A 25,131-nucleotide genomic window follows, 5' to 3' on the forward strand; every position below is an offset into this window, starting at 1 on the left:
TTTTTTCCAAGAGAAAAAAACCTGAGTGCTTTTTAATTCGGCACTTTTTGTCCTATGAAAAAACGTGAGAAATCAATAAAAAAATTTTGATCTTTTTATAATTTTTCACGTTTTAAGTCCGCAAAATTAAATCCTAAGTCGTAGAATTAAGTGCCAAATTATTAGCACGGACTACAACCTAGAAATATGAACCAATCATAAGCGACTGAAAATCTCTAAATTAACAGCCTATAGTTGGAGTTTTTTTTTAGAAAACCTTCAAGTCATAAAATACAATGCAATAAACTACTTATTCAACTAATAAATAATTTTACTACTTTTCTGGGAGGAATATTCAGAAGGAGAAATTTCCATAATCATCTTAAAGTGACGATTGAAGGATGTTTTAGAATTAAAACCACATTCGGAGATTAGTGTCTCTATTTTAATATTTTCATTGCTATCGATCAAAGCACATGCAAAATTGATTCGATAAGTATTCACAAATTGATTAAAATTTTTACCGATACGCAAGCTAAATAACTGAGTCAAATGATAACTTGGAATTTTTATTTCTTTGGATAATTTAGTCAATGAGAGATCTACATCTAAGAAAATCTTACGTTCATCCATAAAACAATACAGCTTTTGCTCATAAATATCCAATTGTTCTTCGGAAATTTTAACTTTTTTATATTTATTTTCATTCGAAACTAGGACAGAATTCGAAGATAATTTTTCCATCCCTTTTTGATCAATTTCCCCTTTTTTCTTTACGAGAAAAACAAAAATATAAATCATCAATAACAACATACTAAAATAGACAACCAATCTCGCTTCATACATACGATTGCCTCCTGTAACTCGAACTACATAAAAAAAAAGGGCAACAAAAACTAAATAAAATCCCATTGTCATCGCAAACTCTTTTATCTCCGCTACAGCAGCCTTATTGATAACTTTTCCCTTTTGAAAAATGGAAGCCGCCACATAGCTTAAAAAAGAAAGCGGTATTACTTTATCAAGAATTTTTATATCTAACGCTTGGTAATACAATCTTAATTCATCATTAAATAAAAAAACATAAAATAAAACATAAAATACAAAAAAAGGAATGAGATGGATCAGCCAGGTATACGGCTTCAAAGATTTACCCTTTACTTTTAAGATTAGAAAATAGAACAATGGTCCATATAATAAAGTATAAGACGCAGTGGTACTTAAATAAACGATGTCGGGTACAAAAAATTCACATAACAAAACATGAAACCACTGTATAAAAAACAAAATCAAATAAAGAGCTAATATTTTATAATAAAAATAACTCTCTTTATTTTTTACAATATACCATAAACTAGCACTACAGAAAAAAAGAACAAGTATTAAACTAATTTTTAAAATCATTGCAAATGTTTCTTATGAAATATTTAAAGACGACCTATATTCAGAAGGCGAAGAGCCCGTGAACTCCTTAAAATACTTATTAAAAGTAGACTTGCTATTAAAACCACATTCGTAAGCGATTGATTCGATAGTCAAATTATTACTTTCTTTGAGAAGTTTTTCTGCATATTCTATCCTATACTCGCCAATTACCAAATAAAAACTTTTGTGCATATACGAATTAAATAATATTGACAATTGGTGTTTTGGTATCTTTATTTTTTCAGAGAGTAGTTCTAGAGAAATGCCCTGTTCCAGAAATAATTTAGATTCAGCGAAATAAACACCTACCATTTTTTCATATTCGTCCATTATCTTGGAACTTTCTGTAGGAAATGCAAATGTATTAGCACTTTTTCTGGCATCTTTCTTCTTTTCTACAACATAATACAATACAATGAGTAAAGTAACACCAATCAGTAAATGAATGAAATAGAGTGGATTGAAATTTAATACTTTAATGACATCAATACTTTCCAAAAATAAAACAGTAATAAAAACACCACATATGCCATAAATGAGCCATAATAAATATGATAATTCGTCTTTTAGTAAAATACCTTCCCTTTTTTGATGCTGTCTTTTAAAATAAATAGCCGTATAATATCCTATCATAGAGATAATAGTGAGCAAATAATAAATACTCGTAAACAATTCTAAAAAATCGTTATTCTCCCCCTCTATTTGGTAATTAACGAGTAAATAGCAATAACCAATTAAAGGAACAATAAGATGAGTCGTAAACGTTTTTATTGATACCCTATAAGTAATAGCATACATGATTGGTCCATACATAAGCGCCAACGGTACCGGTAGCAAATAAAAACTAACAAAATGCAAAAGTAAAAATACCAAAGAAAATTTTATGTATGTAGCTGATTCTTGCATTTGTAGTAATGAAATTATTAAATGTACACACAATTTCTTTTTGCATGCTTTACAGTGATTTATATTGGCGTACTATTCTAAAAACAAAATCCCTTACTAATTACTAAAAGCCATTTTTTTTATCCATTCTAATTCTCAATCAAAAACAATTCTTAATTATTGAATTTTAAAAAAATCTATTACAAGTTTTAAAATATTATAATAATCGACAACCAGTACTACCTAGTAGACCATATAGCATTTTACCGCCTTATATTTTTTAAAAATACTACTCACAATCAGCTAAAATGACGCTTAAGTAAATTTTCTGTAGTTGATAGGATTACATCCTAATTATCAACAATTTCTTAAATATATTAGATAGTGTTACTAGATCGCCGCAAAAAAAAAGAGTTCGAAAAACCTGAATCAAACAATTGAAATAGAAGTCTTGGAAAAAGACTTTTCGAAGTTTAACGAAAAAGGATAATCATCATAAATAGTTTAAAATTCTCCTCAAATTCTCTTACAAAGAGAAAAAAGTAGGAAATTAATTGCGGCAAAAGTACAAAAATATACTACAAGCCGGCATGTAAATCGACAAAATACCTATTTTAACGGTGAACTGCATTTTTATTGCGTAACAAGGATAGATTTCGATGAAAAAAAGGGGAGACCGATTGCATCTCATGGCGTTTTACTAATTGCGTAATTTGAACAATTATTCTGATAATATATAAATCAAAAAGACAATAAAAACATGAATAACACCAAAGCAATGATGACCACTAAAAATAAAATTAGAATCTAAAGAACCTTTAGTAATTGAAAGAAATAGAAAATCAGTGAACTAGTAAAGATTCAAAGTAAAAGATAGCTTCGTGCTATCTTTTTTTGTTACGATCAAAAGGGTATCTTTGCCGCTTAAACAAAGAAAACCAGTCTTTTTTAAGAGAAAGACTAGATTAGAGACCTGTATGTTTAAAAACATTACAATTATTTGATTTTAAACAAGTTAACAACGATGAATTACCTATCTGTAGAGAACATATCCAAGTCATTTGGCGAAAGAACCTTATTTGACAACATTTCTTTTGGCATCAACAAGGACCAAAAAATTGCTTTCATTGCCAAAAACGGCTCTGGAAAAACCACTATCATGAGTATTATCAATGGTTTAGAAGAGCCCGATACAGGTCAGGTAGTACTAAGAAAAGGAATCAAAATGGCTTTTCTTTCGCAGAACAATAATCTGCAAGAGGAATTAACCATTGAAGAAAGCATCTTTGCCTCAGACAATGAAACTTTAAAAGTGATTGAAGCGTACGAAAAAGCGTTAGAGAACCCAGAAGATGAAGAGGCCTATCAAAAAGCTTTCGACGGAATGGACCAGCATAATGCTTGGGATTTTGAAACGCAATACAAACAAATTCTGTTTAAACTAAAACTAGAAAACTTTAAACTAAAAGTAAAAAGTCTTTCTGGAGGTCAGAAAAAACGTTTGTCACTGGCCATTATTTTGATCAATCGTCCCGATTTATTGATTCTGGATGAACCTACCAATCACTTGGATCTTGAAATGATCGAATGGTTAGAGAGTTATTTTGCTAAAGAAAACATCACCTTATTCATGGTGACACACGACCGTTTCTTTCTAGAACGTGTTTGTAATGAAATCATTGAATTAGACAACGGTAAACTATACCAATACAAAGGAAATTATTCTTACTACTTAGAGAAAAAAGAAGAACGAATTGCTTCTGAAAATTCTAGCGTAGACAAAGCCCAAAACCTTTTTGTAAAAGAATTAGAATGGATGCGTCGTCAGCCAAAAGCGAGAACGACAAAATCTAAGTCACGTCAAGATGACTTCTACGATATTAAAGAAAAAGCACAAAGTCGTCGTCGTGAAAACAAAGTCGAACTTGAGATCAACATGGAACGTATGGGAAGCAAAATTATTGAGCTTCACAAAATCTCCAAAAAATTCAAAGACCACGTTATTTTAGATAATTTTAGTTTTGATTTCCAACGTGGAGAACGTATCGGAATTATCGGTAAAAACGGAACTGGAAAATCAACTTTCCTTAATTTACTGACCGGAACACTTCCTCTTGATTCAGGAAAAGTCGTAGTGGGAGAAACCATCAAAATTGGTTACTATACCCAAAGCGGAATCAATCCAAAACCTGGACAACGTGTCATCGACGTTATTAAGGAATACGGAGAATACATTCCACTGATGAAAGGAAAAATCATTTCGGCTTCACAATTACTGGAGCGTTTCCTTTTTGACGCCAAAAAACAATACGATTTCGTAGATCGATTAAGCGGTGGAGAATTAAAACGTTTGTATTTGTGTACTGTTTTGATTCAGAATCCTAACTTCCTTATTCTGGATGAGCCGACCAACGATTTAGATATCGTAACGCTAAACGTCTTAGAAAGCTTCCTTTTGGATTATCCTGGCTGTCTACTAGTGGTTTCTCACGACCGTTACTTTATGGATAAAATTGTAGATCACTTGTTCATTTTTAGAGGACAGGGTGTTGTAGAAGATTTCCCAGGAAACTACTCTGACTTTAGAGCCTATGAAGACAGTTCTGATGTAGCCCAAAAAGAAGAAAACAAAGCAGAAAAGAAGGATTGGAAACAAAACAATCCAACTGGAAATCTTACGTTCAACGAGCAAAAGGAATATCAAAAACTCGAAAGAGAAATTAAAGATTTAGAGATCGACAAGACTAAAATCGAACAATTGTTCTCTGAGGGAAAAGTAGCCGATGCTGATATTGAGAAAAAGGCCAACGAATTACAAAACATTATCAATAAAATAGATCAAAAAGAAGAACGCTGGTTTGAGCTTTCTGCTAAGATCGAAGGATAAAATACCACATCAAATACATAGCACCACATTCAACACCTAGCGTTTCTAAACCTACGTATTGAATGTGGTGCTTTTTTTAATGCGTTTATTCTGAGCAAATTCTACGTCACTTTTTTAACTTTTAGAATCCTATCCTCTTCCTGAATTCTCTTGCATATTTTTTTATATTTGCGCTTTAAAAATTAATTTTATATGAAACATTTTTTATCTGCCCTACTGGCTTTGACGCTTTTTATTTCTTGCTCAAAGGACAAAGAATCAAATATTGATTATGTTGCTAAAAACGAAAAAGAAATTACAGACTATATCGCAAAAAATGGCTTAACCGCTCAAAGAAGCGCTTCTGGTCTATACTATATTATTACGGAGCCTGGAACAGGAGACCAACCTACTGCTACATCAAATGTAACAGTAGCCTACAAAGGATACTACACCAACGGTACTGGATTTGACAAAAGTACAGATGCAGGAATTTCTTTTGGTCTGAATCAAGTTATTCAAGGCTGGACAGAAGGAATCCCTCTTTTTAAAACTGGCGGTAGCGGTATACTATTAATACCTTCTCATCTAGGTTACGGAAGCTACAACTACAATGGTATCCCTGGAGGTTCTGTACTTATTTTTGAAGTAAAATTACTTTCGGTAAACAAATAAGCAATAGCTAGTATTGCACTACGCTTATACTACCTCATATAAGGAAAATTGCCTTTTGGCTTTCCTCAAAACAAAAAACACAACAAAATTATTTCTGTTGTGTTTTTTTTTGTTTTATATATCACTAAAAACTCTTTTCTATCTAAAAGAAGCTTACCAAGGAATAGGATTGTAGTCTTTCAAGAACTTACCGCACCAATGCTTACCTGTATTGATTCCATCAAACAAAGGATCCATTACTCTGGCAGCACCGTCCACTATATCTAATGGTGGTTGAAAATCTTCCAACTCTTGTTTCTTTTTGGCTAATTCAGCAGGATCTTCGTCTGTTACCCAGCCCGTATCCACAGCATTCATAAAAATACCATGTTTGGCTAAGGTTCCCGATGAAGTATGGGTTAGCATATTTAAAGCCGCTTTAGCCATATTGGTATGAGGATGGCGATCTTCTTTAAAAAAGCGATGAAATTTTCCTTCCATGGCCGAAACATTGATAATGTGCTTTTGCCCCGTATTGTCTTTTTTCATTACCTCTGAAAGACGATTACACAATACGAAAGGCGCTACCGAATTCACCAGTTGTACTTCGATCATTTCCGTAGTTTCTATTTGTCCTAATCGCAAACGCCAGCTGTTTGTTTTACGCAAATCCACTTGCTGCAAATCAGCATCAAGTTCTCCTTCTGGAAAAACTTCATTAGCTACTAATGCATTATCAAAAGAATACGGAATTTGAGACAGTTGAGCCGAAGCACGCAAACCAATACCCGGTTCAGGACCATGCCAGGTTACGGGCATGTTTTCATTAGAAGAGGCGCCAGAGGTCAATACTTTTAATTCATCCAAACAACTCGTATGATCTAACAATAATTCTTGGGCTTGTTTTGGAAGTGCATGAAGCGGCAATTCTTCATTTTCCATTAAATGTGTATAAAAGCCTGCCGGCCTTCTCACGGTTTGAGCCGCATTATTAATTAAAATATCCAGACGCTCGTACTTTTGCTCTATAAAATTACAAAAAATCTCAACGCTGGGAATATGTCGTAGATCTAGACCATGAATTTTCAAACGATGTCCCCACTGCATAAAATCAGCCTCTTTAGAAAATCGCAAAGCAGAATCAACAGGAAAACGCGTTGTCGCAATAACGGTCGCTCCACCACGCAATAACATCAAAGTGATATGATAGCCTATTTTTAATCTTGAACCCGTAATGATCGCAATTTGCCCTTCGACATTTGCCGTTTGAAAACGTTTCGCATAATTAAAATCACCGCAATCCGTACACATTGTATCGTAAAAGTGGTGCATTTTTGTAAACTCCGTTTTACATACATAGCAATTTCTAGGGGTTTCCAATTCTAATTGTTCCTTATGAGCCAGATCCGTGTATGCCAATAGTTTTGGCGCCACAAACACACTAGCCTCACGAGCATGACGAATCCCCGTTTCTTTACGAGCGGTTTTATCTTTCTTTTCCTTTTTACGCTTGGTAGCTAGTAGTCCGTCTTTAACCCTTCTAGAGAATTCATCTCTATCGGGTCTAGAAAACATTCCCGCCTGCTTAAGTAAAGCAATTCGTTGCCCTTTAGGTATATCAAATATTTGATCGGTATCGGTATTCAATCGAGCCAAAACAGCAATGCATTGATCAATTTCTTCAGGAGTTACCACACTCTTGCTTTCGCATTCTTCCTTCAACATCATAAAACGTATTACTATTAGCTTTTCTTTAAAGTTCGCAAATATAGTCTTTTTGAGATCCAAAAATCCCAAAGTTGGTCCTAGTAAAATCTTGTTTTTGACTAGAGACTTTTGACTATCGATTAATATCTTAGTATCTTCGCAGCTACTTGTAAATCCTACTATGCTATTTCAAACAAAAGCTTATCTCAAATTCCTTTGGAACTCTAAAAACCAGCACGGGGTGCATTCTCCCTTTGTATTCCATTTATTAACAAAGTGTTTTTACGACAAAAAGCCAAAGCCCGCCTATTCGATCCTTAAAAATTACCCGCAAACATCACCAATCAACAAAGATCTTATTACAATCACAAAAACGGCGGAGACTAGCCCAAAACGTGCCAAATTATTATTTAAGATTAGCCAATATTTTCAACCTAAAACCATTTTGGAAATAGGAACCTCATCAGGACTAGCCACCACTGCACTGGCATTAGGAAATCCACAAGCAGAAGTAACCACCATAGAAACTTGCCTCAAAACAGCAACTATTGCCAAAACTCAATTTAAAGCTTTCCAGTGCGAAAATATCCATTTAGCGCTAAGTGATATTGAAAATCATCTTCAAAACATTACGCTAGATTCAAGCGATGAGATCGAAAAATTTGACCTCATCTATTTTAACGCTAATCATTCCAAAAAAGAGATTCTGACTTACTTTGATCTTCTATTACCTACCATCAACAATGATACTGCTTGGATCTTCAATGACATTCATTCTTCAACAGAAATAGAAGAAGCTTGGGAGTTCATAAAAAAACATCCAAAGGTGAAAGTTACTATTGACACCTTCCAATGGGGCTTTGTCTTTTTTAGATACGAACAAGAAAAAGAGCACTTTGTTATTAGGGTCTAAAAAAAAATGACAACCCTTTCGGATTGCCATCTTCTCACTAATTCACTTATTTTATTTTTTTGCTTTGGCATTCTCTTCCGATTTCGCTCCCATTCTATTTAGACTATACATAGGAGCAAATTTCATTTTTAAACCCGAAATTTTTCTATTATCCTCTTTGGACAACCCTTCTTTTTCAACTGTATTTTTTCGATTATCAAGTGCTTCATACATCAACTTAATCTCATCCCAGTCCTCACGAGAATAACGATCTTTATTGTTCTCTACCGTATGAACAAATTGCTGGTAAACACTGTGAATATTATTCGCATTTACCCACGCAAAACTCATATCATCACCAATTTTTCCTTCACCAAATAAAGCATTTCTTAATTGTTGTTTTGGACTTGCACCTGAACTTGGCTCAGGCGTTGCAGGGGTAAAAAGAGTATTCATCTCATTCTTAAATTCTTCATATCTTATTTTACCCTTATCTAATTTCTCACTCGCAGCAGCATTGTCTTTTATATCCGCTAAAGCCATCTCTGCATTTTGAGCTCTTTTTTCGTATTCCGCTTCAACATTTTTCCAGTTTTCTTTTAAGTCATTAGCTGAAACATTTTTTACAGAATCTACATATGTTACATATGAATCCACTGTTTTTAACGCATTTTCTTCTTTTGCATCTTTACACGAAACAAAAACAAAAGCAACCAATACCATTCCTGACACTATTTTCATACTTTTCATAATCTTCATTATTTAATATTAGAAAACAAATATAAGCTTAAAATCGTTTCAAAAATAAATAATTGTCAATATTTTAATAAAAACAATAAATATAATTTAAATAAAAACACAAAACATGATAATTATATAAAAACAATTTTGAATCATATAACACCTTTTTTTTCAATTCAACTCCAATTGTAGCCAAGCACCTTTTTTTCGCCAATGACTTTGATTCATACTCATTTGTAACAAAAATCAATTTTCGGCTACTGATCGTTTATTGAAAAGTGTTTTGTACTTTTAAATCCAAAATTGTAAATCAAAATGGCACATCCATTAATTAAAATAACCAATATCAAACGAGACTTTGTATTAGGGAACGAAATTGTTTATGTTTTAAAAGGTATCGATTTAGAAATAAACAAAGGCGAATATGTCGCCTTAATGGGGCCATCAGGATCTGGAAAATCCACCTTAATGAATCTATTAGGCTGCTTGGACACGCCCACTTCAGGACATTATGTATTGAATGGAAAAGATGTCAGCCAAATGAGAGATGATGAATTGGCTGGAATCCGAAACAAAGAAATTGGCTTTGTCTTCCAGACTTTTAACCTTTTACCAAGAACAACAGCACTGGACAATGTAGCTTTACCTATGATCTATGCGGGTCATCCCAAATCAGAACGCGTAGTTCGCGCTACTGAAGTACTTCATCAGGTAAATCTAGGGGATAGAATGGATCACCAACCCAATCAACTTTCCGGAGGACAAAGACAACGCGTGGCCATTGCCCGAGCTTTAGTCAACAAGCCTTCCATCATATTAGCAGATGAACCTACGGGAAATTTAGACAGTAAGACCTCTGTAGAAATTATGAAACTTTTTGGAGACATTCACGCCAATGGAAATACCGTCATATTAGTAACCCACGAGGAAGACATAGCGGCCTATGCACATCGTGTCATTCGTCTACGAGATGGCTTAATTGAAAGTGACACATACAAACAACCCACTCATTAAATTCAACACACCCAAACTTAGTTTCTCCTTAACTGAAAAACCTAGTACCACAAAACAATGAAAGTATACACCAAAACAGGAGATAAAGGAACAACAGCACTTTTTGGAGGCACACGAGTTCCTAAAGATCATATCCGAATTGACAGTTATGGTACTGTCGATGAATTAAACTCCTATATCGGACTCATTAGAGACCAAGAAATGGACGCGCATTACAAAACCATATTGATCGAAATTCAGGATCGCCTCTTTACAGTTGGAGCTATTTTAGCTACTCCTGTAGAAAAAGAGGTCATGAAAAATGGTGAACTTCGCTTGAAAAACCTTGGAATAATCGAGACTGATCTAGAATTATTAGAAAACGAAATCGACAAAATGGAAGAAAGTCTGCCACAAATGACTCATTTTGTTTTACCTGGCGGACACCCCACTGTGTCACATTGTCATATTGCACGTTGTATTTGTCGTCGTGCAGAACGATTGGCAGTACATTTAAGCCATAATGAACCCGTTCCGGAAATCACAATTCAGTACCTAAACCGACTTTCTGACTACCTTTTTGTCTTGGCACGGAAGTTGTCCTCTGACTTAAAAGCGGATGAAGTGAAATGGATTCCAAGAAAATAAACCTTCTGTAAAATCTCATTTCATCAAAATCTGAATTGCAAAGAAAATTTAAAAACTCTGCGAATTTAAATAACATAAAACAGACTTCCACTAGCGAAGAATTTACATTCCATTTTTGGAATTTGAAATCCGATCAGGGAATTTAAAAGAGACGTTCTTAAATTTTATTAAAATAATTCAAAATTTACTTGTCTTTTTCAGTAAAAAATTTATTTTTGCACAAACTAAACAGATAACAGATGTATTGGACATTAGAATTAGCATCTTATTTAAGTGATGCACCATGGCCTGCTAACAAAGACGAACTTATTGACTACGCTATTAGAGCTGGTGCTCCATTAGAAGTAGTAGAAAACCTTCAGTCAATTGAAGACGAAGGGGAGATATATGAATCAATGGAAGAAATTTGGCCTGATTATCCAACAGACGAAGATTATCTTTGGAATGAGGATGAATATTAAAAAATAAACCAAAGGAAAAAGTCTCATCACCGAGGCTTTTTTTTTGGTTCAAATACACATTTACATAAAATAGAAATACCATAAATCATGAGTTTCATAAACAGTATTATTAAAGTCTTTGTAGGTGATAAATCACAAAAGGATGTCAAAGCTTTACAGCCCTATTTAACTAAAATTAAAACATTCGAAACCAGCTTAATGGGTTTATCTCACGATGAACTAAGAGCTAGAACCGCATTTTTTAAAGAAAAAATAAAAGAAGCAAGAGCCGATAAAGATGCTAAAATTACCGCGCTTAAAGCTGAGGTAGAAAACATTGAAGACATCGATAAAAGAGAAGATCTTTATGATGCTATAGATACTCTTGAAAAAGAAGCTTATGAAATCTCAGAGAAAACTTTATTGGAAATTCTTCCAGAAGCTTTTTCTGTAGTAAAAGAAACTGCTCGTCGTTTTAAAGATAATTCTTTTATTGAAGTTACTGCAACTCCAAAAGACCGCGAGTTTTCAGCTTCAAAAACATATGTTACCATAGAAGGTGACAAAGCAACTTGGGCTAATAAATGGAATGCTGCTGGTAAAGAAATTACCTGGGACATGATTCATTATGATGTTCAGTTAATTGGAGGTATGGTTTTGCACGAAGGTAAAGTTGCCGAAATGCAAACGGGTGAAGGTAAAACTTTGGTGGCTACACTTCCACTTTACTTAAATGCTTTGACTGGAAATGGGGTACACTTAGTAACGGTGAATGACTACTTGGCAAAACGTGATAGTACATGGAAAGCGCCTTTGTTCGAATTTCATGGTTTAACTGTTGATTGTATTGACAACCACCAGCCAAGTACTGAACAAAGAAAAAAAGCATATGATGCTGATATCACTTACGGAACCAATAACGAATTCGGTTTTGATTACCTAAGAGATAATATGGCGCATTCGCCAGCTGATTTGGTTCAAAGAAAACACAATTATGCTATCGTCGATGAGGTCGATTCTGTATTGATTGATGATGCTAGAACACCACTTATTATTTCAGGACCAGTTCCTCAAGGAGATCGTCATGAATTCAATGAGTTAAAACCAAAAATTGAAAACTTAGTAGCACTTCAACGTCAACTAGCAAATGGTTTCTTAGCTGATGCTAAAAAATTAATCAAAGAAGGAAACACCAAAGAAGGTGGATTCTTATTGTTAAGAGCGTATAGAAGTTTACCTAAAAATAAAGCCTTAATTAAATTTTTGAGTGAAGAAGGAATCAAACAATTGCTTCAAAAAACCGAAAATCAATACATGCAAGACAACAATCGCGAAATGCATAAAGTGGACGAAGCTTTGTATTTTGTAATTGAAGAAAAAAACAATCAAGTAGAGTTGACTGATAATGGTATCCAATACCTATCAGGAGATACAGATGCAGACTTTTTCGTATTACCAGATATCGGAACTGAAATCGCTGCTATCGAAAAAAGAAAGTTAGATAAAGACGCAGAAGCAGAAGCTAAAGAAAGATTATTTCAAGACTTTGGTGTAAAAAGCGAGCGTATCCATACCTTAACACAACTTTTAAAAGCCTATTCTCTTTTTGAAAAAGATGTAGAATACGTTATCATGGACAACAAAATTATGATTGTCGATGAGCAAACTGGTCGTATCATGGATGGTCGTCGTTATTCTGACGGTCTACACCAAGCGATCGAAGCTAAAGAAAATGTAAAAATCGAAGCTGCTACTCAAACTTTTGCAACGGTAACTTTACAGAACTACTTCAGAATGTACAGTAAATTAGGTGGTATGACCGGTACAGCTGTTACAGAAGCTGGCGAGTTATGGCAGATTTACAAATTAGATGTAGTGGAAATTCCAACGAATCGTCCAATCTCAAGAATAGACAAAGAAGATTTCATCTACAAAACAACTAGAGAAAAATTCAATGCTGTAATCGAAGATGTAACAGAATTATCAAAAGCAGGAAGACCTGTTTTGATCGGAACAACATCTGTAGAGATCTCAGAATTATTAAGCCGTATGCTTAAAATGAGAGGTGTAGCACACAATGTATTGAATGCTAAAATGCACAAGCAAGAAGCACAAATTGTTGAAGAAGCAGGTAAAGCCGGAGTAGTAACTATTGCTACCAATATGGCGGGTCGTGGTACCGATATTAAATTAACTCCTGAAGTAAAAGCAGCTGGAGGTTTAGCAATCGTAGGTACAGAACGTCACGATTCACGTCGTGTTGACAGACAGTTACGTGGTCGTGCTGGTCGTCAAGGAGATCCAGGAAGCTCACAATTTTATGTTTCTTTGGAAGACAACTTGATGCGTTTATTTGGCTCTGAAAGAGTAGCTAAAGTAATGGACAGAATGGGACTTCAAGAAGGTGAAGTAATTCAGCATTCTATGATGACTAAATCTATCGAGCGTGCTCAGAAAAAAGTAGAAGAAAATAACTTTGGTGTTCGTAAACGTTTATTAGAATATGATGACGTTATGAACTCGCAACGTGAAGTAGTATACAAACGTCGTCGTCATGCTTTGTTTGGTGAGCGTTTGAAACTTGACATTGCCAATATGTTATATGACACTTGCGAATTAATCGTGAGCGAAACCAAACCAACAAATGATTTCAAAAATTTCGAATTTGATTTAATTCGTTATTTCTCTATCACTTCACCAATCGCTGAAGCTGATTTCATGAAATTAACGGAAGAAGAAATCACAGGAAAAATATACAAAGAAACTTTAGCGTTCTATACGGAGAAAACAGAACGTAGCGCTAGAGAAGCTTTCCCAATCATCAAAGGTGTTTACGAAGAGCCTAACAATCATTTTGAGCGTATTGTAGTTCCGTTTACTGACGGTATCAAAACCCTAAATGTAGTAACAGACTTGAAAAAAGCATACGATAGCTTAGGAGCTCAGTTAATTGCTGATTTTGAGAAAAACATTACTTTATCTATAGTGGATGAAGCTTGGAAAAAACATTTACGCAAAATGGACGAATTGAAACAATCGGTTCAATTAGCCGTTCACGAACAAAAAGATCCATTGCTTATCTATAAATTAGAAGCTTTCAATTTATTTAGAGGAATGTTAGACAACGTAAACAAAGAAGTTATTTCATTCTTATTCAAAGGTGATCTTCCTGCTCAAAACGTTCCTGAAATTCACGAAGCTAAAGAAGTTCGTCAGAAAGAAAACTTCAAATTAAGCAAAGACGAAATTGTAAACAGCGAAGATATCAATCGTGAAGCTGGAGAAACACAACAACGTCAAGTTACAGAAACCATTACCAGAGACATGCCAAAGATCAATCGTAATGATACCGTAACGGTTCAAGAAGTGGCTACAGGTAACACGGAAACAATGAAATTTAAAAAAGCTGAAACGCTAATTGCGTCAGGAGCTTGGGTTATTGTTAAAGAATAATCCCTTCCAAAATACTCCATCTAAACCCGACAACTTTCAAAGCTGTCGGGTTTTTAATTTTAACCTCAACTGTTTTACTCTCGCAATTAACCCTCCTGTATTTTTTTTCTAGAAAAAACACCAAATCATTCTTTACAAAACGAATAAAACGTATTTTTGCCCACGTAAACAACGAAACAACTCTTGAAAAAGTTTATCATCTTATTTCTTTCTTGTATGCTTCTAGTGCCTTCTTTTGGCAGTTTCTTTGTTTATAGCTCATTCAAATTAAACCAGGAAGAAATTTCAAAAACCATCTGTGTACAACGAAAAATGCTTTTTAACAGTTGTAATGGTCGATGTGAGCTTCAAAAAAGTTTAAAAAAATACGCTGACAACGAGAAAAAAATGAATAACAATCTGAAAGATAAAGCAGAAGTTATTTACATTCAAAACACCCCAACTGCTCCCTTTAAGTTAGTAGCTCCAATCGAATTAAAAGCAAATCTTTTTGCTTCTTTAGACCAGAAAACGATTTCCGTTTCCTCTTCTACTTTCCACCCTCCTGCCTATTTCATATAAATTCTAAATCCCCTTTTCAAATTCATTTGAAAGGATTGTTCTTGATCTAAAGTCAAAGAACCACGGTTACTTTTTTACAATTTATATGTTTTACAATGAAAAAAATATACTTTACCCTACTCATCATAGGGCAATGTGTCTTGGCGCAAAACAAAGTGGCGCAAGACACTACTACCACTCAAGAACTAGACAACATCTTCATCACGGCCAATCGAGTAGCTACCTCTCGCCGGGAAACACCGGTGGCCATTAGCAAAATAACTGCTAAAACAATTAACGAGACCAAGGCCACTGCAGTCTACGAACTCATTAATAAAACCCCTGGTGTTGTCATGGTCAACCTAGGCAACGAACAACATATGATGTCTATTCGCCAACCCATGACCACCAATGCGTATTATTTGTATTTAGAAGATGGATTACCTATTCGTCCTATGGGTATTTTTAATCACAATGCGCTCTTAGAAATCAATCAATTCAACCTTCAGAGCATAGAAGTCGTAAAAGGTCCCGTTTCTTCCTTATACGGACCAGAAGCAGTTGGCGGAACCATCAACTTACTTTCCGTAAAACCAACTGTTGATCCTGAATTTAAATTTGGTATTCAAGCAGACCAATTTGGCTACCGAAGATTGCAAGCAGCTGGTGGTGCCACCATTGGAAAAGTAGGCTTCCATATCAGTGGCATTTCTAGTTTACAAGAAAATGGATGGATGACCTATTCGGATTACAACAAAGACAACCTAAATGCGAGAATTGACTATACCCTCTCCCCTTCTACCCGACTGATCAGCAATACCATGTATGGTAAATATTATTCGGATATGAGTGGAACAGTAAATGAAGCTTCTTTCAACAATAGAACCTATAAAAGCACTTCCGATTTTACCTATAGAAAATCAGATGCTTTACGAACGCGACTAACCTTAGAACACGATTGGAATACACAGTCAAGTAGTTATATTACAGGCTATTATCGCGACAATAAATTAGGACAAAATCCTTCTTACGGCATCAAATGGAGTCCCACTGTAAATCCTACCACCGCCAAAGGAGAGGTCAATTCTAATAACTTTAAAAGTTACGGAGCTATCGGCCAACATACTCAAAAATTCGATTTTCTCGATACCAAAATTGTGGCAGGCGCCCTATACGATTACTCCCCTGTTACTTATTGGTCCTATGTACTTGATTTAAAAGCCAATTTAAATCCTGGGGCCGCTGGCAAACAAACCGTTGATTCTTATGAAATTATTGCCGAACATCCCGATTCAAAACTAGCCGATTATACGGCAGACATTTTCAATTCTGCTGCTTATGCTCAATTGAGTTTTAATCCAGTAGACAAATTGATTATCACCTTGGGTGGTCGTTACGACAATATGAAAGTGAATTACAACAATGCCTTAGATAAGGCTACAGGTAGTAAACTCTATGATAAACTAACTTTTAAGGCAGGTGCCAATTACAACCCATTTGAATTTATGGGACTATACGCCAATTACTCCCAAGGTTTTGCTCCTCCGGGAATTACATCCATTTTCAGAACCAAACCTGGAACAGGTGGAACAACAGGAGTTCCTGCCGATTTTTATTACAACTTAGAACCCGCTACTTTCAACAATTACGAACTCGGTGGATGGCTATCATTTATAAAGAATAAACTAAATTTTGATTATGCTTTTTATTATATGGAAGGTAAAAACGAACTTTTAAACATCAAATTGGCAGACAATTCTACTGATTATCGCTCAGCAGGCCAAACGCGTCACAAAGGAATTGAATTTGGAGCTTCATACAGGCCTTCAAAACAATTCAACCTTCGCTTAGGAGGAACCTATGCCCAACATACCTATATTGATTTCAAACTTTCCGACAAAGCATCAGATCCGATTCAAAATCTGGATGGAAAAGAAATGCCTGCTGCACCAAAATGGTCTGGAAATTCTGAGTTAAGTTACTATCCAAATTGGTTCCCCAATCTAAGAACTTCTCTCGAATGGCAACTTGTGGGAAGCTACTACCAAGATCAAATTAATACGGTAAAATATAGCGGTTACAACCTCTTCAATGCCCGAATTGGTTATCACTGGAAAAGCATAGAAGTCTACACTAACGTACTTAATATAACGGATAAGTTATATGCTTATAATGTTTCGAGAGCCAATACTACAAACGCACAACCCACCTATACAGCAGCAGCTCCGAGAACTTTTATATTTGGAATACAGTATCATTTTTCATTAAAAAAATAATTACCCCAAGTCAATCCCATTGACCGCGATATCTTTTGTGGCGCATCCCGCCACAAAAGAGTATCGTTCCTATTAGGGCTAAAAAAACTAACAATGAGCAAAGAAATAAATAGAGAAAAAAAATCTAAAAAGAAAGACTCCAAAGTGGTCAAAAAAATCAAGCAGCAGATGTACAAATGGCACCGTACCATCGGGCTAATCACCCTTATTCCGGTAATACTCTGGACGTTCTCTGGTTTAATGCACCCCTTCATGGCACATTTTTTCAAACCTGAAATTGCCCACGATAAACTGCATCAGCCCATCATTGACAAAAATCAATTGTCCCTTTCCATTGAGCAAGTGTTACAAAAGAACAACATCGCTGAATTTAAAAACTTCCGAATCGTTACCTTTAATAAAGCTACTTTTTATCAAGTTAAAACCATCACTGGCCAATTAGTATACTTTGACACCTCAAACGCCAAAAAACTAGAAAATGGAGATCAAAAATATGCCCTTTGGTTGTCACGTTATTTTTTAGATGATCAAAAAAGCACCATCAAGAATAATGAAGTCATCACCGAATTCACCTCACAATACAAATACATCAATCGCTATTTACCGGTTTACAAAGTAAGCTTTGATCGCCCTGATGCCATGCAGGTTTATGTAGAAACTTCTTCGAGTAAATTAGCCACTTTCAATCCAAGGTCCAGACAAGCTTTTATTTGGTTCTTCGACACTTTTCACAACTGGTCCTTTATCGACGTCATTTCCAATAACAGCATTCGAATTATCACGATGATCTTCTTACTGACTATCATTGGATTTTCTGCATTGAGTGGCATCTTAATTTATGGTTTACTATGGAAACAATTCAAAAAGACCGATAGCCTACAAACAAAAAAAGGACTTAGAAAATACCATCGTCAAATCGGGATTTGGGTTTCACTATTCACTTTGACGTTTGCTTTTAGCGGCGCCTATCACGCTACAACAAAATGGGCTCCCTATACCTTATCGCAAATGGTTTACGAACCCACTTTTAAAACCCAAGAAATTGCTGTGGCTAATAATGCTTTAGCTTTAGACTGGACACGTTTTCAAAATGTTAGTATCATCACTTTAAACGACAGCATTTATTATCGTTGTCAATTATGGGAAAAAGAAAATTCAACATTCAGAAAACCAACAGTGGATTCCGGTTCAAAATGGAATAAAGAAGAAGCTAAAAAATCCAAAGTGGTTTATATAAATGCCACAACCAATACCATCACTCCCAACATTGATCTCCAATACGCTCAATTCTTAGCGTATTATTTCACCGATGGAGCACCAAAAGCCTCTTGTTGTGAAATGGCAGGAAGTTCTCATGAGACTGAAACTTCAATTGAAAATGCAAAATTGCTAGAATCAAGAGTGTTGACTGATTTTGAAAGCAGAGAATATGGCTTCGTTAATAAAAGATTACCCGTGATCAAACTGGCGTATGACACCCCAGAGAAAACCACCTATTTTATTGAAACTTCTACCTCAAGATTAGCTGCTGTACTTAAAAATTCAGACAAAATTGAAGGGTATTCGTTTGCCATTTTACATAAATTTCTATTTATGGACTGGGCCGGAAAAAGCATAAGAGATCTCAGTATGGTCCTAGCTGCCTTAAGCATCCTAGTGGTTAGCATCCTAGGATTTATTTTGTTTTTAAAGAAATAAACAAGATCCAATTGAGCAGAGTCAAAACACTAATACCTTCATAATAACTTTGACCCTGCTCAATTAAACCCTTGGATTTATCTTGGATTTTCTTCAAAATAACGCGCTTCAATTCGTTTGATATCTTTAATGGAATTCTTAGCCCAAGCCAATCGTTTTTCCAGAATTTCTTCCTCTGATAATTGCCAGTTAACATCCGAATCACGCAATCGGTTGGTTAGGTTTTGTATGATGATCGCAGCCGAAACCGAGATATTCAAACTCTCTGTAAAACCGACCATCGGAATCTTAAGGAATCCATCTGCTTTTTCCAAAATTTCTTCTGACAAACCGTCTCTTTCAGTTCCGAAAAACAACGCACTTGGTTTTGTAATATCAAAATCTTCTAACAAACAATCATTTTCATGAGGAGTAGTAGCAATGATCTGATAACCTTGCTCTTTCAAAGTCGAAATACAATTGGTAACGGAATCAAATTGATTGATATCCACCCACTTCTGAGCACCCATCGCAATTTCCTTATCAATGCTTTTCCCGTAACGCTGCTCAATAACATTCAATTCCTGAATCCCGAAAACTTCACAACTTCTCATCACTGCACTAGTATTGTGCATTTGAAAAACATCTTCAACTGCGATAGTAAAATGTTTGGTGCGGTTGGCGAGTACTTTAAGGAATTTTTCTTTTCTATTATCAGTCAGTATATTTTCAAGAAAAGCGAGGTAATCTAAATCAATCATTGCTATTTTATTTGTGGCAAAAATACATTTTTTATCTTTCTTTTTTCTTCCTTTAAAGAAAGTACATTAGTTTAGATTCAGGAAAACTTTAATTAAATTCGTAAAAAAAAAATACGATGGAAACACCAGTGATCAAAAGAATAACACTTTCAGAAATCCACGAATTACAAAAAATAGGCAGAGACACATTTTATGAAACTTTTGCCGCCGACAATTCTCAGGAAGACATGACCGTTTATTTAGATCAAAAATTTGCACTTGATAAACTGACCACCGAACTAAACAATGCTGATTCTGAATTTTACGGGGCCGTTATCGATAATAAAATTCTTGGTTATTTAAAAGTCAACTTTGGCCAAGCTCAAACAGAACTTCAAGATAAAGAGGGTTTAGAGATAGAACGCATCTATGTTTTACAAGAATTTCATGGCCTTAAAGTCGGACAATTATTGTACAACAAAGCGTTACAAATAGCCAAAGACGCCAATTTAAAATACCTATGGTTAGGTGTCTGGGAAGAAAACCTAAGAGCCTTAAACTTCTATAAAAAGAATGGTTTTATACCTTTTGACAAACATATTTTTGTCTTAGGCGATCAAGAACAAACTGATTTATTGATGAAATTAACCTTAAAATAACACCATGAAAAAGAGATTGGTCGTCCTAACTGGAGCCGGAATCAGCGCCGAAAGTGGTATTAAAACATTTCGTGATAGCGATGGCTTATGGGAAGGTCATGATGTGATGGAAGTAGCCACACCTGAAGGTTGGCATAAAAATCAAGAATTAGTACTGGATTTTTACAACAAACGCCGAGCACAACTTAAAGAGGTCCACCCCAATCTAGGTCATCAAATCTTAGCCGAATTAGAACAAGATTATGATGTACATATCATTACTCAAAATGTCGACGATTTACACGAACGTGCAGGAAGCACTAAGGTTTTACACCTACATGGTGAATTATTAAAAGTAAGAAGTACTCAAAATAGCAGTGTGATTCTAGACTGGAAAGAAGATTTGTTTACGGGTGATCTCGATACAAACGGGCATCAATTGCGCCCACATATTGTATGGTTTGGCGAAGATGTTCCTGCTCTTGAACAGGCCATCGCCATTACCGAAGCCGCAGATTTTTTTGCCGTGATCGGCACCTCGCTGCAAGTATATCCCGCTGCGGGATTAATTTCCTACACTTATAGCATTACGCCGGTTTTCTATATTGATCCAAAGCCCATTGCGATTCCTAACATTCAAAACAAAGTGGAAGTTATTGCAAAAATGGCATCAGAAGGTGTAGCCGATTTAAGAGAACGATTAAAATCAATTTAAAAACACGAATTGACTATTTCATGACTCCTAATCGCCAAATTCTGTTTATATTTGTGCCTTTCGAAAAACAACATAACAATGACTACTTTAAACGAATTGAATGCTATATCACCTATTGACGGAAGATATAGAAGTAAAACCCTTTCATTAGCACCTTTTTTCTCTGAAGAAGCTTTAATCAAATACCGTGTATTGGTTGAAGTTGAATACTTTATTGCTTTATGCGAAGTACCATTACCTCAACTTGCCTCTGTAAATTCTGACCTATTTGATAGTTTACGTAACATCTATAAAAATTTCTCTACCCAAGATGCTCTTTGGATAAAAGAAACTGAAAAAGTAACCAACCACGATGTAAAAGCGGTTGAGTATTTTATTAAAGATGCTTTCGAAAAACTTGGATTATCGCAATACAAAGAGTTCATCCATTTTGGTTTGACTTCTCAAGACATTAACAACACTGCTATTCCACTTTCTACAAAAGAAGCTTTTGAGCAAGTGTATATGCCTTCTTTAATCACACTTACCTCTAAACTAAAAGAATTAAGTGTAGAATGGGCAGCTATTCCAATGTTGGCTCGTACGCATGGACAACCAGCCTCTCCTACTCGTTTAGGTAAAGAAATTGGTGTTTTTGTAGAACGTCTTGAAGAGCAAATGCGTTTGTTATTCAATATCCCTTTTGCTGCCAAATTTGGTGGAGCAACAGGAAACTACAATGCACACCATGTGGCTTATCCACAAATTGACTGGAAAAAATTTGGAGGTAGTTTTGTAGAAAACACTTTAGGATTACACCATTCGTTCCCAACGACACAAATTGAACATTATGATCATTTTGCAGCATTCTTTGATGCTTTAAAAAGAATCAACAACATCATCATTGATTTAGACAGAGACATTTGGACGTATGTCTCAATGGAATATTTCAAACAAAAAATCAAAGCAGGAGAAATTGGTTCGTCGGCTATGCCACATAAAGTGAACCCTATCGACTTTGAAAACTCTGAAGGAAATTTAGGAATAGCCAATGCGATCTTTGAACACCTTTCAGCTAAATTACCAATCTCAAGATTGCAACGTGATTTAACAGACAGTACCGTTTTAAGAAATATTGGAGTGCCTATTGGTCATACAATTATTGCTTTTGAAGCTACTTTAAAAGGATTGAATAAATTACTTTTAAATGAAAGCAAATTCCACGAAGATTTAGAGAAAAACTGGGCAGTTGTTGCTGAGGCTATCCAAACGATTTTACGTCGTGAAGCTTATCCAAATCCGTACGAAGCATTAAAAGGGTTAACCAGAACTAATGAAGCAATTGATAAAAATGCGATCCATAGTTTTATTGCAACCCTAGAAGTTTCTGAAGAAATCAGAGCTGAGCTAATGAAAATTACACCTAGCAACTTTTTAGGCATCTAAAGACTTGATTTTCAAATAAAAATCCCGTTATTTATCAGTATATTTACTATAAATAACGGGATTTTACTATTATAAAGTTATCTTAAATTTTACATTTGGAAATTCTATTACTTTCATTTTTTTTTATTTTTTTATATCTTACAACAATTCAAAAAATAAATACAAAAGTATACGCCTATGAGTCCAACTGAAACAGTAACGCATGCCACACAACATTTAGAACCCTTAATTAGCGATTTAGGTCTTATCCTAATGACAGCTGGTATAGCTGTGCTAATCTTTAAAAAACTGAAACAGCCTTTGGTTTTAGGCTATTTAATCGCTGGATTTTTAGCAGGTAATCATATTGAATTTTTTCCTTCCGTTACCGATAATAAAAGCGTAGAAGTTTGGGCCGAGATTGGTGTGATTATCTTACTATTTAGTCTAGGCCTCGAATTTAGTTTTAAAAAATTAATGAAGGTCGGCGGAACCGCCTCCATAACGGCCATTACCCAAATCATCACCATGGTGGCCGTAGGTTATTTAGCAGGTCGATGGATGGACTGGTCCCAAATGGACAGTATCTTCTTAGGGGTAATTTTATCAATCTCCTCCACCACTATTATCCTCAAGACATTTGATGAACTGGGGGTCAAGGCGCAAAAGTTTGCCGGTATTGTCATCGGCTCCTTGATTGTACAAGATATTGTGGCCATCTTAATGATGGTATTACTATCCACCATTGCGGTCAGCCAGCAATTCTCCGGAAGCGCCCTATTGTTGTCCGTATTAAAACTAGTATTTTTCCTTACTGCCTGGTTTGTTGGAGGTATTTTCTTTATTCCGACCCTATTAAAAAAAGCCAAGCACCTGTTGACCGATGAGATGTTGCTTATTATTTCATTAGCCTTGTGTTTAATGATGGTTATCTTAGCGTCAAATGTAGGTTTCTCTCCTGCTTTGGGTGCCTTTATCATGGGATCTATTATTGCTGAAACTACACAGGCCGAACATATTGAACATTTAGTAAAACCCGTTAAAGACTTATTTGGGGCTATTTTCTTTGTATCTGTGGGAATGTTGATCAATCCTGAGATGCTAGTCACACATGCCGTTCCGGTAGCTATTTTAACTCTTATTACTATTTTTGGTCAGTCGATAAGTTCAACCATTGGCGCCTTGCTCTCTGGACAGCCCCTAAAACAATCGGTACAAACCGGAATGAGTTTGTCTCAAATCGGGGAATTCTCTTTTATTATTGCCACTCTAGGGATGTCTCTTAATGTAACGAGTGCTTTCCTATATCCGATCGTTGTTGCCGTATCGGCGGTAACCACATTTACAACACCTTTTATGGTGAAATACGCCGTTCCGTTCTCAGACTACCTAGAACGAAAATTACCTCGTAAATGGATCAAAAACATCAATCGTTACAGTGTCAACGCACAGGCCATAAAATCGGTTAGCACTTGGCAAATTGTATTGCGATCTTATCTAACCCAAATCGTACTGCACACCATTATAATCACGGCAGTTATATTATTGTCTTCTAAATTTGTTGCTCCACTAGTGGAAGATACCCGATTTGGAAATACCATCGCCGCCCTGATTACCCTTATTATTATTGCTCCATTTTTATGGGCACTTTCTCTTAGACGTGTTGCGATCAAAGAGGTAGAAATGTTATGGGAAGAAAGAAAATACCGTGGTCCGATCATGATGATGATCCTGATCCGAATTGGTCTAGGCTTATTTTATGTGGGATTCCTGTTAAACATCTTCTTCTCCCCTTTAGTAGCCTTTATTGCCTTGGTGATCGCTGTGGCCGTCTACCAATTTTTCCCAAAAAGACTTAATGAACAATACCATAAAATAGAGAGTCATTTCCTTAAGAATCTTAACGATCGTGAATCGACTAAAATAGACAGAAAATATGCCAACTTGACCCCTTGGGATGGTCACATGACCCTTTTTGAAATTGCCAGAGAATCGAATCTTGCAGGTAAAACATTAGAAGAATTAAAAATCAGGGAAGAAATGGGGATCAACATCGCCTTTATAAAACGTGGTGATATTACCATACAAATCCCAACCAAAACCGAACGTTTGTTCCCTGGAGATGAAATATGCGTGATTGGTACTGATGCACAGGTAAATGATTTTAAGACCTATCTACATAAAAATGAAATCGAAGTACCTAAATCGGTTGAAGAATCAGAGATTGTTTTGAATCAATTAGAAATAAACGATGAGCAATTCATTAAAAAAAGCATTAGCGAATTCAGACGAAAAACAAATGCAATGGTCGTGGGAATTGAAAGAAACGGAAAACGAATCTTGAACCCAGAATCTCAATTAGTTTTAGAAAAAGACGACATCATTTGGGTCGCTGGTGACAAAAAACGAATGAAACAATTCATCAAAAAAGTATAAAACAAAAAAATGGCATAATTCA

The 25,131-nt window shown here is 35.4% G+C and carries 19 protein-coding genes; 14 read left to right on the forward strand and 5 right to left on the reverse strand.

Features of this window, described 5'->3' with window-relative positions; translation table 11 throughout:
- Positions 1–297: 297 nt before the first annotated feature.
- On the reverse strand, positions 298–1,383 hold the full coding sequence (locus AC51AA_RS09170) for a helix-turn-helix domain-containing protein (protein WP_500701817.1): 1,086 nt from the start codon (positions 1,381–1,383) through the stop codon (positions 298–300).
- A gap of 12 nt (positions 1,384–1,395) precedes the next feature.
- Positions 1,396–2,310 carry a helix-turn-helix domain-containing protein gene (locus tag AC51AA_RS09175; RefSeq protein WP_500701818.1) on the reverse strand — a complete coding sequence of 305 codons (915 nt, stop codon included), beginning with the start codon at positions 2,308–2,310 and terminating at the stop codon, positions 1,396–1,398.
- Positions 2,311–3,313: 1,003 nt separating this feature from the next.
- On the opposite strand from AC51AA_RS09175, the gene AC51AA_RS09180 reads away from it, so the two are divergent.
- Together AC51AA_RS09180 and AC51AA_RS09185 are read left to right on the forward strand one after the other, a co-directional pair.
- On the forward strand, positions 3,314–5,176 hold the full coding sequence (locus AC51AA_RS09180; protein WP_500701819.1) for an ABC-F family ATP-binding cassette domain-containing protein: 1,863 nt from the start codon (positions 3,314–3,316) through the stop codon (positions 5,174–5,176).
- A gap of 192 nt (positions 5,177–5,368) precedes the next feature.
- Positions 5,369–5,830, forward strand: a complete 462-nt coding sequence (locus AC51AA_RS09185; protein WP_500701820.1) for an FKBP-type peptidyl-prolyl cis-trans isomerase — start codon at positions 5,369–5,371, stop codon at positions 5,828–5,830.
- Between the two features lie 153 nt (positions 5,831–5,983).
- On the opposite strand, the gene AC51AA_RS09190 is transcribed toward AC51AA_RS09185, so the two are convergent.
- Positions 5,984–7,534 carry an SDR family oxidoreductase gene (locus AC51AA_RS09190; protein ID WP_500705626.1) on the reverse strand — a complete coding sequence of 517 codons (1,551 nt, stop codon included), beginning with the start codon at positions 7,532–7,534 and terminating at the stop codon, positions 5,984–5,986.
- A 163-nt stretch (positions 7,535–7,697) separates the two neighbouring features.
- Between AC51AA_RS09190 and AC51AA_RS09195 the strand changes: the two genes are divergently transcribed.
- A complete protein-coding gene (locus AC51AA_RS09195) occupies positions 7,698–8,429 on the forward strand; it encodes an O-methyltransferase (RefSeq protein WP_500701821.1) in 732 nt (243 codons plus the stop codon).
- 51 nt (positions 8,430–8,480) lie between these two features.
- Here AC51AA_RS09195 and AC51AA_RS09200 read toward each other — a convergent pair whose 3' ends face one another.
- Positions 8,481–9,158: a DUF6565 domain-containing protein gene (locus AC51AA_RS09200; RefSeq protein ID WP_500701822.1), complete on the reverse strand. Its 678-nt coding sequence runs from the start codon at positions 9,156–9,158 to the stop codon at positions 8,481–8,483.
- A gap of 306 nt (positions 9,159–9,464) precedes the next feature.
- On the opposite strand from AC51AA_RS09200, the gene AC51AA_RS09205 reads away from it, so the two are divergent.
- The 7 genes from AC51AA_RS09205 (at position 9,465) to AC51AA_RS09235 (ending at position 19,197) form a co-directional block, all read left to right on the forward strand.
- Positions 9,465–10,163, forward strand: coding sequence for an ABC transporter ATP-binding protein (locus tag AC51AA_RS09205; RefSeq protein WP_500701823.1), 699 nt, complete (start codon positions 9,465–9,467; stop codon positions 10,161–10,163).
- 57 nt (positions 10,164–10,220) lie between these two features.
- The gene (locus AC51AA_RS09210; RefSeq protein ID WP_500701824.1) at positions 10,221–10,790 is read left to right on the forward strand and encodes a cob(I)yrinic acid a,c-diamide adenosyltransferase; all 570 of its coding nucleotides are present in this window, start codon (positions 10,221–10,223) and stop codon (positions 10,788–10,790) included.
- A gap of 239 nt (positions 10,791–11,029) precedes the next feature.
- Positions 11,030–11,251, forward strand: coding sequence for a DUF2795 domain-containing protein (locus AC51AA_RS09215; RefSeq protein ID WP_007138072.1), 222 nt, complete (start codon positions 11,030–11,032; stop codon positions 11,249–11,251).
- Positions 11,252–11,338: 87 nt separating this feature from the next.
- On the forward strand, positions 11,339–14,683 hold the full coding sequence (gene secA / locus AC51AA_RS09220; RefSeq protein WP_500701825.1) for a preprotein translocase subunit SecA: 3,345 nt from the start codon (positions 11,339–11,341) through the stop codon (positions 14,681–14,683).
- 387 nt (positions 14,684–15,070) lie between these two features.
- On the forward strand, positions 15,071–15,244 hold the full coding sequence (locus AC51AA_RS09225) for a hypothetical protein (protein WP_500701826.1): 174 nt from the start codon (positions 15,071–15,073) through the stop codon (positions 15,242–15,244).
- Positions 15,245–15,339: 95 nt separating this feature from the next.
- Complete coding sequence (locus tag AC51AA_RS09230; protein ID WP_500701827.1) at positions 15,340–17,499, forward strand: TonB-dependent receptor; 2,160 nt, start codon at positions 15,340–15,342, stop codon at positions 17,497–17,499.
- A gap of 93 nt (positions 17,500–17,592) precedes the next feature.
- Positions 17,593–19,197 (forward strand): PepSY domain-containing protein, encoded by a 1,605-nt coding sequence (locus AC51AA_RS09235; protein WP_500701828.1) that lies wholly within the window; start codon positions 17,593–17,595, stop codon positions 19,195–19,197.
- A gap of 77 nt (positions 19,198–19,274) precedes the next feature.
- Here AC51AA_RS09235 and AC51AA_RS09240 read toward each other — a convergent pair whose 3' ends face one another.
- The gene (locus AC51AA_RS09240; protein ID WP_500701829.1) at positions 19,275–19,937 is read right to left on the reverse strand and encodes a TrmH family RNA methyltransferase; all 663 of its coding nucleotides are present in this window, start codon (positions 19,935–19,937) and stop codon (positions 19,275–19,277) included.
- Between the two features lie 116 nt (positions 19,938–20,053).
- Between AC51AA_RS09240 and AC51AA_RS09245 the strand changes: the two genes are divergently transcribed.
- The 4 genes from AC51AA_RS09245 to AC51AA_RS09260 all read left to right on the forward strand — a co-directional run bounded on the left by AC51AA_RS09245 (position 20,054) and on the right by AC51AA_RS09260 (position 25,109).
- Positions 20,054–20,575, forward strand: a complete 522-nt coding sequence (locus tag AC51AA_RS09245) for a GNAT family N-acetyltransferase (RefSeq protein WP_500701830.1) — start codon at positions 20,054–20,056, stop codon at positions 20,573–20,575.
- A gap of 4 nt (positions 20,576–20,579) precedes the next feature.
- Positions 20,580–21,269, forward strand: a complete 690-nt coding sequence (locus AC51AA_RS09250; protein WP_500701831.1) for an SIR2 family NAD-dependent protein deacylase — start codon at positions 20,580–20,582, stop codon at positions 21,267–21,269.
- Positions 21,270–21,347: 78 nt separating this feature from the next.
- Positions 21,348–22,694 (forward strand): adenylosuccinate lyase, encoded by a 1,347-nt coding sequence (purB, locus tag AC51AA_RS09255; RefSeq protein ID WP_500701832.1) that lies wholly within the window; start codon positions 21,348–21,350, stop codon positions 22,692–22,694.
- A gap of 177 nt (positions 22,695–22,871) precedes the next feature.
- Positions 22,872–25,109 (forward strand): cation:proton antiporter domain-containing protein, encoded by a 2,238-nt coding sequence (locus tag AC51AA_RS09260; protein WP_500701833.1) that lies wholly within the window; start codon positions 22,872–22,874, stop codon positions 25,107–25,109.
- Positions 25,110–25,131: the final 22 nt, after the last annotated feature.

It is taken from the genome of Flavobacterium sp. OHVDL-2026-0007, assembly GCF_059882335.1.

What these genes read in the sequence shown, in the direction of transcription:
- AC51AA_RS09250 (WP_500701831.1), top strand. Translation starts at nt 20,580, where the DNA reads ATGAAAAAGAGATTGGTCGTCCTAACTGGAGCCGGAATCAGCGCCGAA.
- AC51AA_RS09175 (WP_500701818.1), bottom strand. Translation starts at nt 2,310, where the DNA reads ATGCAAGAATCAGCTACATACATAAAATTTTCTTTGGTATTTTTACTT.
- AC51AA_RS09195 (WP_500701821.1), top strand. Translation starts at nt 7,698, where the DNA reads ATGCTATTTCAAACAAAAGCTTATCTCAAATTCCTTTGGAACTCTAAA.
- AC51AA_RS09185 (WP_500701820.1), top strand. Translation starts at nt 5,369, where the DNA reads ATGAAACATTTTTTATCTGCCCTACTGGCTTTGACGCTTTTTATTTCT.
- AC51AA_RS09245 (WP_500701830.1), top strand. Translation starts at nt 20,054, where the DNA reads ATGGAAACACCAGTGATCAAAAGAATAACACTTTCAGAAATCCACGAA.
- AC51AA_RS09200 (WP_500701822.1), bottom strand. Translation starts at nt 9,158, where the DNA reads ATGAAAAGTATGAAAATAGTGTCAGGAATGGTATTGGTTGCTTTTGTT.
- AC51AA_RS09215 (WP_007138072.1), top strand. Translation starts at nt 11,030, where the DNA reads ATGTATTGGACATTAGAATTAGCATCTTATTTAAGTGATGCACCATGG.
- purB (WP_500701832.1), top strand. Translation starts at nt 21,348, where the DNA reads ATGACTACTTTAAACGAATTGAATGCTATATCACCTATTGACGGAAGA.
- AC51AA_RS09235 (WP_500701828.1), top strand. Translation starts at nt 17,593, where the DNA reads ATGAGCAAAGAAATAAATAGAGAAAAAAAATCTAAAAAGAAAGACTCC.
- AC51AA_RS09210 (WP_500701824.1), top strand. Translation starts at nt 10,221, where the DNA reads ATGAAAGTATACACCAAAACAGGAGATAAAGGAACAACAGCACTTTTT.
- AC51AA_RS09190 (WP_500705626.1), bottom strand. Translation starts at nt 7,534, where the DNA reads ATGTTGAAGGAAGAATGCGAAAGCAAGAGTGTGGTAACTCCTGAAGAA.
- AC51AA_RS09205 (WP_500701823.1), top strand. Translation starts at nt 9,465, where the DNA reads ATGGCACATCCATTAATTAAAATAACCAATATCAAACGAGACTTTGTA.
- AC51AA_RS09170 (WP_500701817.1), bottom strand. Translation starts at nt 1,383, where the DNA reads ATGATTTTAAAAATTAGTTTAATACTTGTTCTTTTTTTCTGTAGTGCT.
- AC51AA_RS09180 (WP_500701819.1), top strand. Translation starts at nt 3,314, where the DNA reads ATGAATTACCTATCTGTAGAGAACATATCCAAGTCATTTGGCGAAAGA.
- AC51AA_RS09230 (WP_500701827.1), top strand. Translation starts at nt 15,340, where the DNA reads ATGAAAAAAATATACTTTACCCTACTCATCATAGGGCAATGTGTCTTG.
- AC51AA_RS09240 (WP_500701829.1), bottom strand. Translation starts at nt 19,937, where the DNA reads ATGATTGATTTAGATTACCTCGCTTTTCTTGAAAATATACTGACTGAT.
- AC51AA_RS09260 (WP_500701833.1), top strand. Translation starts at nt 22,872, where the DNA reads ATGAGTCCAACTGAAACAGTAACGCATGCCACACAACATTTAGAACCC.
- secA (WP_500701825.1), top strand. Translation starts at nt 11,339, where the DNA reads ATGAGTTTCATAAACAGTATTATTAAAGTCTTTGTAGGTGATAAATCA.
- AC51AA_RS09225 (WP_500701826.1), top strand. Translation starts at nt 15,071, where the DNA reads ATGAATAACAATCTGAAAGATAAAGCAGAAGTTATTTACATTCAAAAC.